Origin of the sequence: Pseudarthrobacter sp. AL07 (assembly GCF_029960665.1) — a bacterium.
Lineage (GTDB): Bacteria > Actinomycetota > Actinomycetes > Actinomycetales > Micrococcaceae > Arthrobacter.
Genome location: NZ_JASBRB010000003.1, coordinates 46,035 through 58,165, shown reverse-complemented (window position 1 = coordinate 58,165; position 12,131 = coordinate 46,035). Strand labels below are relative to the sequence as shown.

The window sequence follows — 12,131 nt, the reverse complement described above, 5'->3', positions numbered from 1 at the left end:
CACCTCGCTTCGTCGGTCAGGGAACCCTGACAGCGTGGGCTCAGGCTTCTGTCGAGTCTCCGGACAAAGAACCGGTCCAGCTTCGGCTGGGCCGGTTCTTTGTGCTTATTGGCGTCTGCCGCGAGTAATGAACCGGTTCGCCACAATGATTCCCCGTGCTCCAGTCTGGAACTGCGTTCCGGCACTGTCCAGAGTCGGCGGCCGTGGCAGACTGATGCCATGTTGCTCGATGAGCTCGTGAAAACCTCGGATGCCGTCGCGTCCACCCGCTCCCGGCTCGCGAAGGTCGACGCACTGGCCGATCTCCTGCGCCGGCTCGAGCCAGTGGACATCGCGACGGCCGTCGGCTTGCTTATCGCCCAGCCGCGGCAAGGCCGCGTCGGCATCGGCTGGCGCGGCATGACGGCAGCCATGGGGGAGCCGGCCGCCGAGCCGAGCCTGACGGTGGCCGACCTCGACGCTGCGCTGGACCGGCTGCTAGCCACCTCAGGCGCTGGATCAGTCGCGGAGCGGGCCGCTATGCTCCGGTTGCTCACGGCGGCGGCCACCGAGCGTGAACAGGCCTTCATCGCCGGCGTGCTGCTCGGTGAACTGCGTACGGGTGCGCTGGAGGGAGTGCTGACGGATGCCGTTGCCCGCGCCGCCGATCGGCCCGTCGACGCCGTACGCCGCGCCGCGATGCTCTCCGGCAATCTCGGCGAAACTGCCCTGCTGGCCATCACGGGTACGGCGGCCGAACTTGACGACGTGGGCCTCGTCGTCGGCCGTCCCGTGCAGCCCATGCTCGCCGCAACGGCGGCCAGTCCCAGCGCGGCGCTCGAGGTAACGGGGGAAGCCTCTGTGGAATACAAGCTCGACGGGGCGCGGATCCAGGTGCATCGCGCTGGCGACGATATACACATCTACACACGCACTCTGGCCGAGGTGACCCACCGGCTGCCCGAGGTGGTGGAGGTAGTGCGCGGACTGCCGGTACGCGAAGTGATCCTCGACGGCGAGACTCTCGCCCTCGACGAGGACGGCGGTCCCCGACCGTTCCAGGAGACCATGTCGCGGTTCGGGGCCGATGCGGCGCGCGCTACAGTGCTGCACCCGTGGTTCTTCGACGTGCTGCACGTGGACGGGCGCGACCTGCTCGACGAGCCGCTGTCGACGCGCCTCGGTGTGCTCGAGCGCATCGCCCCCGAATACCGGATCCCGGGGGAGATCACGGCGGATGCGGCCGTTGGGGAGAGAGTGTCGCGCGATGCGCTCGCCGCCGGCCATGAGGGTGTTGTGGTGAAAGCGGTCGGATCGGCCTATGCGGCCGGTCGGCGTGGGTCCAACTGGATCAAGGTGAAGCCCGTGCTCACCTACGACCTGGTGGTGCTCGCCTGCGAGTGGGGGTCAGGACGGCGCACCGGGCTGCTGTCGAACCTGCACCTGGGAGCCCTCGACCCGACCGGCGAGTTCGGCGAACCCGGCGGCTATGCGATGGTGGGCAAGACCTTCAAAGGCCTCACCGACGCCCTGCTGCGCTGGCAGACCGAGAGGTTCCAGGCGCTCGAGGTGCGCCGCACTGCGGGTACCGTTTGGGTCGAGCCCGTCACCGTGGTCGAGGTCGCGATCGACGGTGTGCAACGTTCCTCGCGCTATCCGGGCGGAATCGCGCTGCGGTTCGCACGCGTCAAGCACTACCGCGACGACAAGATTGCCGCGGAAGCCGACACCATTCATACGTTGCGTGCCCTGCTGCGTTCGTAGGTTGTGCCGGTTCTCCAGCGGGCGTACCGTGGCGCTTAAGCGCCGTCACGCCCAGCGTGCGGCGGGCCAACCGGTGGGGCGGTTGGTATCCGAAAGGGGCCAGATGTCAGCTGAAACAGGCATTGACCGCGGCAGGTCAGCCTTCCAGGAACATCGCTGGACCGAGGCCAACCAAACCTTCCGTGAAGCCGATAAGCGCGGCGGGTTGCCGGCTGCCGATCTCGAACGGCTGGCTACGGCCGAGATCCTGACGGGAGAATGCACCACTGGGCTCGAGACCCTCACCCGTGCCCACGAGGAATACCTGGTGGTGGGCGACGTCGAGAGTGCCGCACGGTGCGCGGGCTGGATGGGCATGCAACTGATGTTCCTGGGGGAGCGGGCCCGGGCTGGAGGGTGGTTGGCCCGCGGCCAGCGGCTTCTCGATGAAGCGGCCGAGCCGAGCGCCGTGCAGGGCCTCCTGCTCATCCCGGAGGGCCTGGGCAAACTTTACAGCGGTGATCCGGCGGGCGCGCTGCAGGCTTTCTCCCGCGTTTCCGAATTCGGCCAGCGGTTCCACGACAAAGACGTGTCCGCGCTGGGCCTCCTTGGCACAGGCCAGGCCACCCTGATGCTTGGTCACCCTGACAAGGGACTCAAGATGTTCGACGAGGTCATGGTGGCCGTCACGGCAGGTGAACTCTCCCCGATCCCCTCAGGGATAATCTATTGCGCAGTCATCGGCAACTGCCACCTGGCCCTTGACCTGGAGCGGGCCCTGGAATGGACGGCTGCCCTGGACCGCTGGTGCAGTACGCGCCCTGACATGATGTCATTCAGCGGCCAGTGCCAGTCACACCGCGCCGAACTCTTTATGCTCCACGGGGCCTGGGCCGAGGCGCTGACGGCGGCCGCCGCTGCCCAGGGACTCTCCGTCAAGGGTGATCCCCAGGCACTGTACGGCGGCTACTACCAGCAGGGCGAGGTGGAACGGCTAAGCGGAAAACTGCACGACGCCGAAGTTTCCTACGGCCAGGCCGCCCGCTCTGGCTATGAGCCACAGCCCGGCCTCGCGCTCCTCTGGCTGGCCAGTGGAAATGTGCAGCAGGCACAGGCGATGATACGGAGGGCAGCCGGCGCGGCAGACGCAGCTACCCGCCGGAACATGTTGCCGGCACTGGTGGAGATCGAGCTGGCCGCCTCCGACCTGGCAGCCGCGCGGCGAGGTGTTCAGGAGCTGGAAGCCGTGGCCCGTGAATGCCCTATGCCCATGGTCCGGGCCGTTGCCGGCCAGGCGGACGGCGCGGTCCGGCTGGCCGACGGCGACCCCTCCGCTGCCCTGAAACGTCTCCGGGATGCGTGGAGACTGTGGCAGGAGCTCGGTGTGCCGTTCGAAGCGGCGCGCTGCCAGGCGTTGGCCGGTCGCGCCTGCCGCGTGCTCGGTGATGAGGCCTCGGCGCTGATGTACCTGGAGGCGGCCCACGCTGCGCTCCTGGACCTGGGCGCGGCGCCGGCGGCAACGTGGGCGGCGTCACTGTTGCACGAAGGCATGCCGGACAGCGGGGCCATGCCGGACACCGCGGGTCCTCTCACCCGCCGGGAGCTCGAAATCCTTCAGTTGGTGGCGACCGGAAAAGGCAACCGGGCCGTCGCCGCCGAGCTGTACCTGAGCGAAAAGACGGTTGCCCGGCATGTCAGCAACATCTTCCTGAAACTGGGCCTCTCTTCCCGGGCCGCCGCCACCAGCTATGCCTACGAACACGGGCTCGCAGGCTGACGTCCATACGGGGGCGGCACAGCACGAACCCGGCCTGCACAGAAATACCCAGCCACGCCGTGACCGAAGTTGCATAATTCGGCCGACGCGGTCGCCAGGGGCCCGGCCGTAGCCTCAAAGCATGAACCTTCCAGTCCTCGCCGGCACACTCTCGACGGTGCTGTTCGCCGCCGGAATGCTGCCGATGCTGGTCAAGGCGGCCCGGACGAAGAACCTGGCTTCCTACAGCCTTGGGAACCTGTTGCTGACCAACGTTGCCAACGCCGTCCATTCCGTCTACGTCTTCAACCTCCCCGCCGGACCCATCTGGGCCCTGCACCTGGCCTACCTCCTGGCATCCGCGCTGATGCTGGCATGGTGGCTCCGGTACCGGGGAGGCGGACAGGGCCGGCCGGATGGCCAGCCCACGGAAGGTTCAGCCATCACCATCCCCATGGACAACAAAGGAGAACAGCCATGAACAACAACGGCGTGACCGGCACGCTGGACACCATGATCATCGGTGGCGGGCAAGCAGGCCTGGCCCTGGGCCACTACCTGAAAGCGCAAAACCGGACGTTCCTCATCGTGGACGCAAGTCCCCGAACCGGCGACGCCTGGCGCCAGCGCTGGGATTCACTCCGGGTCTTTACGCCCGCAAAGTACGACGGACTCCCGGGTGTTCCGTTCCCGGCGGACCCGTTGTCCTTCCCCACTAAGGACGACGTTGCCGGGTATTTTGAGGGGTACGCTGCAAGGTTCGACCTGCCCGTCCTCAACGGAGTCCGGATCGAACACCTGTGGCGGGAAGATGGCCGCTTCGTCGCTGCATCCAATGGCCGCCGCTGGGAGGCGCATAACGTTGTCGTCGCCACCGGCTGCAGCCAGGCGCCCAACGTACCGGAATTCGCCGCGCAACTGGATCCCGCCGTCATCCAGTTGCATTCCAGCGAGTACCGGAACCTCGGGCAGCTGCAGGAAGGACCCGTCCTGGTAGTGGGGCTGGGGAATTCCGGAGCGGAGATCGGCCTCGAGCTGTCCCGCAGCCATCCCACTGTCCTGGCCGGCAAGCCCGGCGGCGAGATTCCCGTGAAGCACGGCCCGGCGGCGGCCCGGTACTTCCTACCGGTGGTGCGGTTCGTCGGGCTCCACGTCCTCACCCTCAACAACCCGATCGGCCGCAAAGCCGCGCCGTCGTTCAAAGCACACGCGGCGCCTCTGATCAGGACGAAGTCCAAAGATCTGGCCGCCGCAGGCGTCAGGCTCGTGCCGCGGGTCGCCGGAGTGGAGGACGGGCGGCCTGTCCTCGCGGACGGGACCCGGCTGGAGGTTTCGAACGTGATCTGGTGCACCGGATTCCGGGATGACTTCGGCTGGATGGATCCGGCAATGCTCGACGGCGGTGCGCTGCCCAGGCAGCGGCGCGGCGTGGCACTTGATACCACTGGGCTGTTCTTCCTGGGCCAGGAATTTTTGTACGCTGCGGCGTCGGCGACGCTGCCCGGGGCATGCCGTGATGCGCGATATCTGGCGGGGCGGATCCCGGTTCCGGCCCACCGTGAATCCGCACGCGCGGCCACCTGAAAAGCCTTTCAAGACCGGAACCTGATTGGCCATCGGCCCCGCGGCTCCGTAGGCTTGATGCTTTGCTTACCCGCTTGGAGAGGTCTTCTGTGTCCAGTGCACCAGCCCAGGCTGCCCCGCGCGCTGCGAAGGACACAAAGACCGGCACGCGGACGCCCGCCCGGAAGCCCACGTTCCGCCCCGAAGTCCAAGGCCTGCGCGCGCTCGCCGTACTGATGGTGGTGACCTACCATGTGTGGCTTGGCCGGGTGTCCGGCGGTGTGGATATCTTCCTCCTGATCTCGGCCTTCCTGCTGACGCTGTCCTTCGTCGGGAAGGTGGAAGCCGGCGCCTCCCTCAATCTCCTCCGGCACTGGCTGCACCTCTTCAAACGGCTGCTGCCCGCCGCCGTCGTGGTGATCCTCGGGGTCCTGGCAGGCACGTGGCTGATCCTCCCGCAAGGCCGCTGGCCCGTCATCCTCGACCAGGCCTGGGCGGCGCTGCTGTACCGGCAGAACTGGCTGCTGGCGGATACCGCCGTGGATTACTACGCCCAGCAGCATGCCGCGGCGAGCCCCCTGCAGCACTTCTGGTCACTGTCCATCCAAGGACAGGTCTTTATCCTGTGGCCTCTCGTCTTCGCCGCTTCCGCTGTTGTGTGGCGGCTACTCCGCCACCGGTACAACGCCAGCTACCGCGTTGTGGTGGCAGCCGCGTTCGCCGCCATCCTCGTTGCCTCGCTCGCGTTCTCGATTGACCAGACGGCCACCAACCAGGCGTACGCCTACTTCGACACCCGGACCCGGCTCTGGGAATTCGCACTGGGCTCGCTGCTGGCACTCAGCCTGCCGCACCTGAAACCAGGGAAATTCCTGCGAGTTGTGCTCGGCTGGGCCGGCCTGGTGGCCATGGTCTCCTGCGGTCTGTTGCTGACAGTGGACCGGGCGTTCCCCGGATTCGTGGCACTGTGGCCCACGCTGGCCGCCGCGGCAATCATTGTCGCAGGGCAGAGCGGGAGCCGGTTTGGTGTGGACCGCCTCCTCAGCTGGAAGCCGCTGGTCGCCCTGGGCGACAACTCCTACGCACTCTACCTCTGGCACTGGCCCGTCCTGGTGCTGGCGCTGGCCGCTACCGGCGTCGAGGCACCCACTCTCATCCAGGGCGCGGCGATCATCGCCGCCTCGGTGGTCCTGGCCGTCCTCACTACCCGCTTTGTGGAGAAACCCCTCCGGGAGTGGCGCTGGCCGCAGGTGCGCACCTGGCGCACCGCCGTCGTCGTGGTTGCCTGCTGTGCCCTGCTTGCCGGACCGGTGGCAGTCTGGCAGACGAGCCTCACCGCGGAGGAAGCTGCCACTGCCGCCCAGCCCCGCGGGCTTACGCCGGGCGCGGCCCTGCTGGCCCCGGGCAACGCCGGAGCCCCGGCGCCGCAGGGGAGGATCATTCCCGGGCCCACCGCGCTGGATAACGACTGGGCCGGCATAGATGCGCCCTGTGTCGGTCCCAACGCCACCGAAGACCCCATCCTCGAAGGGTGCCGGCAGGCGCTCCCTGACGGCGAACCCACCAAACGGATCGTTGTCCTGGGCGACTCCCATGCCCAGCAGTATCTGGCCGCCCTGGCTCCCATCGCGGAAGCCCGCGGCTGGGAGCTGGTCACCCTGCTGATGCCGGCCTGCCGGTTCGGGGCCGAATCCGAGACCCGGAACGCCGAGTGCAACGCCTACAACCTGGCCAGCGCAGCGTACGTGCTGGAACACCGGCCCGATGCCGTCTTCACCGTGGCCACCCTGACTCATGAGGAAGCACCGTTCGAGACCGAGGTGCCCGCGTATCTCGAAGGTATCCAGCCCATTGCGGACGCCGGCATCGAGATCGTCGGCATCCGGGACAACCCGCGCTTCACCATCAACATGCCCGAGTGCGTCCAGCGCCACAGCGCGGACGCCCCGGCCTGCAACCCGCCGCTGAACGAATCGCTGGTGCAGCCGTCCCCGCTGGAGAGCTACCGCGGGAAGGCGGACGGGCTGTACCTGATGGACCTGAGCGACTTCATCTGCGCCGGCGGTATCTGCCCGGCAGTGGTAGGCAACGTATACGTGTACAAGGACGACAACCATCTCAGCAGGACGTATGTGGAAAGCATGATTCCCATGTTTGAGGAGCGGATGCTGGCGGCGACGGGCTGGAACTGACACGCGCACTGAGTGCCGTTACTCACAATGGACTCCCGGAATAGGGGGATCGGCGTCGAGGTTCTAATATTTATTCAAAGCTTTCTGCACGGTGTCCGCGCATGAGGCACCCGCATGTACTAAGGCCCTGCACGGACCAGTCCCGTAATGACGGGCTGGTCATTAGCTGCAACCCCTACCCGTGACCCCGGAAACCCAAGGTAAGAGGCGCACTCATGACCCAGCCCGAGCACAATCCTTTCGGCTTCATCGGCCTGACCTACGACGACGTCCTGCTCCTCCCGGGCCACACGGATGTCATCCCGTCCGAGGCTGACACGTCATCGCGGATTTCGAAGCGGATCACCGTCCACACTCCGCTGCTGTCCGCCGCTATGGACACGGTCACCGAATCCCGGATGGCGATTGCCATGGCGCGCCAGGGCGGCCTGGGTGTTATCCACCGCAACCTGTCCATCCAGGACCAGGCCGACCAGGTGGACCGCGTGAAACGCAGCGAGTCCGGCATGATCACCAACCCGCTGACCATCGGCCCTGAGGCAACGCTGGCGGAACTGGATGAGATCTGTTCGCAGTACCGGGTGTCCGGACTCCCCGTTGTGGACGAGGGCATGCGGCTCCTCGGCATTGTCACCAACCGCGACACCCGCTTTGTGCCCGAAGCCGACTTCCCGCTGCGGCTGGTCAGCGACGTTATGACCAAGATGCCGCTGATCACCGGGCATGTTGGCATCAGCCGTGAGGAAGCCTCCCACAAGCTGGCCACGAACAAGATCGAAAAGCTTCCGCTCGTTGACGAGCAGGGCCGGCTCAAGGGCCTCATCACCACCAAGGATTTCACCAAAGCCGAGCAGTACCCGCTGGCCACCAAGGACGACGAGGGCCGGCTCCGCGTCGGTGCCGCCATCGGCTTCTTCGGTGACGGCTGGGAACGCGCCATGGCGCTTGTCGACGCCGGCGTGGACGCGCTCTTCGTTGACACGGCCAACGGCCACTCCCAGGGTGTGCTGGACATGATCCGCCGCCTGAAGTCCGATCCCGTCACAGCCCACGTGGACATCATCGGCGGCCAGGCTGCCACACGCGAAGGTGCCCAGGCCCTGATCGACGCCGGTGCCGACGGCATCAAGGTGGGTGTGGGCCCCGGCTCCATCTGCACCACCCGCGTGGTGGCCGGCGTGGGTGTCCCGCAGATCACCGCCATTTACGAATCCGCCAAGGCAGCCATCCCTGCCGGCGTACCGTTGATCGCCGACGGCGGCCTGCAGTATTCGGGCGACATCGGCAAGGCGCTGGTTGCCGGCGCCGACACCGTCATGCTGGGTTCCCTCCTGGCCGGGTGCGATGAGTCCCCGGGCGAGCTCATCTTCGTCAACGGCAAGCAGTTCAAGAGCTACCGCGGCATGGGCTCGCTGGGCGCCATGCAGTCCCGCGGCAAGAACACGTCCTACTCCAAGGACCGCTACTTCCAGGCGGACGTCTCCGGTGATGACAAGCTCATCCCCGAGGGCATCGAAGGCCGCGTTGCTTACCGCGGCCCGCTCGCCTCAGTGGCGTACCAGCTGGTGGGCGGCCTCCGCCAGACCATGTTCTACACCGGCGCGCCCACTATCCCGGAGCTCAAGGCCCGCGGCAAGTTCGTCCGCATCACTCCGGCCGGCCTCAAGGAATCGCACCCGCACGACATCCAGATGACCGTGGAGGCCCCGAACTACGGTTCGCGCTGATCCCGGCGATCGGTGGTTGAGCGGGACAAGCTCAATCAGCCCACGGAACTAGGCTGGAGCCATGTCCCAACCACGCCATCCCGCCGAGCTGAACCCAAAAAGGGACCCCCAGCGGCGGTTGGCCCTGAGGCCTTACGCCGGGGCTGTGGCGCAGGTGCTGCGGGTCAGCTTCCGGGCCTCGCCGGCCGCCGTCGTGATGAAAGTAGTCGGTTCGCTCATTTCGGCGACGCTGCCATTGGTGACCACCTACTTCGCAGCGCTGACCACCACGGCGCTGGCTGCCGCTTATTCCGGTGATTCCGCAGCAGGCCAGCAGGCCATTGTGTACGTCATCATCACGGCTGCCCTGGGGCTCTTCTGGGGCAGCTTCAGCAGCGTGGACCGTTACATCCAGCAGCTCATGAGCTTCAGGGTGGGCGCGATTGTGGGCGACCAGATGTATGAGCGGTTCCTGGTCCTTGAGTTCTGGCGGTACGACGACAAAGTAACGGTCGACCTCTACGACCGGGCCAAGCGGTTCTCTGATTCCTATGCGCGCGTGCTGGACCGGATCGCGGCCATCTTCACCCAGCTGGTCTCGGTGATCCTGGCCGTGGGAGCCCTGCTTCTGGTCAGTTGGTGGATTGCGGTGATTGTCCTGGTGGCCATCGTGCCCAGCGTCTACCTGCAGTTCAAGCTCTCGCGCGAACAGATCGCGCACTGGAACACGCAGGTGGACTCCCGCCGGCAGCGGCGGATGATCGAGACCAACCTGCTCCGCCCGCAGCACATCGCCGAGATGCGGCTCTACGGGATCGTGGGCTACCTGATGGATCTCCGCTCCCGCCTGCGCGATGCTGATGAGCGGCGCCGCCTGGACTTCCAGAAGCGCTATATTCCCAAGCAGCTCGCCGCCGATGCCTTGCAGTACGGCGCCGAGGTGATCTCCCTGATCTGGGTGGTGGGCCAGATCATCGCCCGTTCCCAGCCTGTGGGCCAGTTCCTCTATGTCCAGCAGATCGTCAGCCGCGCACTGTCCACAGCCAACAGCCTGGTCTCCTCGCTCAGCTCGATTGACGAGGACCTTGCCAACCTCAAGGACTACGAGCTGTTTATGGCCATGCGGGTGCGTTCGGACCATTCGCCGCCGTTGCTGCAGGGACCCAAAACAGTGGAGCTGCGGGACATCCGCTTCACCTACACGGGCAGCGACACCGAGGTGATCCGCGGCATCAACATGACTATCCGCGAGGGCCAGCACATCGCCGTCGTAGGTGAGAACGGTGCCGGAAAGTCCACCCTGATCCGAATCCTCGCCGGGCTCTACCGGCCGGACTCAGGGCAGGTAATGCTCGACGGCGTCGATCTCGCCGCCGTCGACGTGAAGTCCTGGCACCGCCACCTGGCGGTGCTGAGCCAGGAGTTCCTGAAGTACGAGTTCGCCACTGCCGCCGACAACATCCGCTTTGGCGACGTCGAGTCGCCCCGGGATGATGAACGGATCCGCCGGACGGCCAGCGACGCCGAAGCGTTGGAGTTCATCAATAAGCTGCCTAACGGCCTGGATAACTACGTCAGCAACTGGATGGAGGATCCGCGCGGCCGGAAGGGGAGCGGGCTCTCCGGCGGCCAGTGGCAGCGGCTCGCGATGGCCCGGAACTTCTACCGCAACGCCACCTTCATGGTGATGGACGAGCCGACATCTGCCATTGACGCGCTGGCCGAGCACCGGATCTTCACCCGGCTGTTCGCGGACCGCAGCAGCACCATCATTGCCATCAGCCACCGGCTCGCCACCATTGAGAAGGCCGACATTGTCTACATGCTCGAAGACGGTCAGATTGTGGAACAGGGGACGCACAAGGAGCTGGTGGCCTTGCGCGGCCGCTACTTCAGGATGTTCGAATCGCAGTTGACAGCCGTGGAGGATAACCTAGAGCAGTGACTTACGAGATCGAGATCGGCCGTGGCAAGCGTGGGCGTCGTGCCTACTCCCTGGATGACATTGCGATTATCCCCAACCGTCGTACCCGCGACCCCAAGGACGTTTCCGTTTCCTGGCAGATCGATGCCTACAAGTTCGACATGCCCGTGATTGCCGCCCCCATGGATTCGGCGATGTCCCCGGAGACGGCCATCGCTTTGGGCCGGCTGGGCGGACTCGGCGTGCTGGACCTCGAAGGCCTCTGGACCCGCTACGAGGACCCGCAGTCCATCCTTGACGAGATCGCGGCCCTCCAGGACGAGGTCAACAGCCCCGCGGTGACCGGCCGGATGCAGGAGCTGTACCGTGCCCCCATCCAGCCGGAACTGATCACGTCCCGCCTCGCCGAGATCCGCGCCGCCGGCGTCACGGTGGCCGGTTCGCTGACTCCGCAGCGCACCCAGGAACACTACAAAACCGTGGTGGCTGCCGGCGTCGACATCTTCGTCATCCGCGGCACCACAGTGTCAGCCGAGCACGTCTCGAAAGACCACGAACCCCTGAACCTCAAGCAGTTCATCTACGAACTGGACGTCCCCGTGATTGTGGGCGGCGCGGCCGGCTACACGCCCGCCCTGCACCTCATGCGCACCGGCGCCGCCGGCGTCCTGGTCGGCTTCGGCGGCGGAGCCACCGCCACCACCCGGCGCGCCCTGGGCATCCACTCGCCCATGGCTTCCGCCATCTCCGACGTTGCGGCCGCACGCCGTGACTACATGGACGAGTCCGGCGGCCGGTACGTCCATGTCATTGCCGACGGCGGCATGGGCACCTCAGGTGACATCGTCAAGGCAATTGCCATGGGCGCCGACGCCGTGATGCTGGGCAGCGCCCTCGCCCGCGCCGAAGAAGCCCCCGGCAAGGGCTGGCACTGGGGCCAGGAAGCCCACCACCTGGAGCTTCCCCGTGGGGACCGCGCCAACGTCGGCACCGTCGGACCGCTCGAAGAGGTGCTCTTCGGGCCCGGCCACCACACTAACGGCACGTCCAACCTGATCGGCGCACTCCGCCGTTCGATGGCGACCACCGGCTATTCGGACCTCAAGGAGTTCCAGCGCGTCGACGTCGTAGTTTCTCCTTACACCGGTAACTGACGCCCGCTCATTGATTAACGGCCGCCGCCCCCGATTCCATCCGGAGCCCCTCCGTCGGTGGACCCTGCCCTGCCCAACCGGGCGGCAAAGAAGTAGTGTGGATTAACTACCGGC

At 66.4% G+C, this 12,131-nt stretch carries 8 protein-coding genes; all 8 read left to right on the top strand.

Translation table 11 applies throughout. The annotated features are described in order from the left end of the window. The first annotated feature begins 219 nt into the window (after positions 1-219). The 8 genes from QK290_RS03865 (at position 220) to QK290_RS03830 (ending at position 12,017) form a co-directional block, all read left to right on the top strand. Complete coding sequence (locus QK290_RS03865; protein ID WP_282329409.1) at positions 220-1,743, top strand: ATP-dependent DNA ligase; 1,524 nt, start codon at positions 220-222, stop codon at positions 1,741-1,743. A 103-nt stretch (positions 1,744-1,846) separates the two neighbouring features. Next, a complete protein-coding gene (locus QK290_RS03860) occupies positions 1,847-3,499 on the top strand; it encodes a response regulator transcription factor (RefSeq protein WP_282329408.1) in 1,653 nt (550 codons plus the stop codon). Positions 3,500-3,620: 121 nt separating this feature from the next. Further along, positions 3,621-3,959 carry a hypothetical protein gene (locus QK290_RS03855; protein ID WP_282329407.1) on the top strand — a complete coding sequence of 113 codons (339 nt, stop codon included), beginning with the start codon at positions 3,621-3,623 and terminating at the stop codon, positions 3,957-3,959. Further along, positions 3,956-5,062, top strand: coding sequence for an NAD(P)-binding domain-containing protein (locus QK290_RS03850; protein WP_282329406.1), 1,107 nt, complete (start codon positions 3,956-3,958; stop codon positions 5,060-5,062). The genes QK290_RS03855 and QK290_RS03850 overlap by 4 nt, the downstream gene beginning before the upstream one ends. 194 nt (positions 5,063-5,256) lie before the next feature. After that, the gene (locus QK290_RS03845) at positions 5,257-7,233 is read left to right on the top strand and encodes an acyltransferase family protein (RefSeq protein ID WP_282329624.1); all 1,977 of its coding nucleotides are present in this window, start codon (positions 5,257-5,259) and stop codon (positions 7,231-7,233) included. A 215-nt stretch (positions 7,234-7,448) separates the two neighbouring features. Then, on the top strand, positions 7,449-8,960 hold the full coding sequence (gene guaB, locus QK290_RS03840; protein WP_111906560.1) for an IMP dehydrogenase: 1,512 nt from the start codon (positions 7,449-7,451) through the stop codon (positions 8,958-8,960). 61 nt (positions 8,961-9,021) lie between these two features. Next, complete coding sequence (locus QK290_RS03835; RefSeq protein ID WP_282329405.1) at positions 9,022-10,884, top strand: ABC transporter ATP-binding protein; 1,863 nt, start codon at positions 9,022-9,024, stop codon at positions 10,882-10,884. After that, entirely contained in the window at positions 10,881-12,017 is a 1,137-nt protein-coding gene (locus QK290_RS03830) for a GuaB3 family IMP dehydrogenase-related protein (RefSeq protein ID WP_185261166.1), read from the top strand. Before QK290_RS03835 ends, QK290_RS03830 begins: the two co-directional genes overlap by 4 nt. Positions 12,018-12,131: the final 114 nt, after the last annotated feature.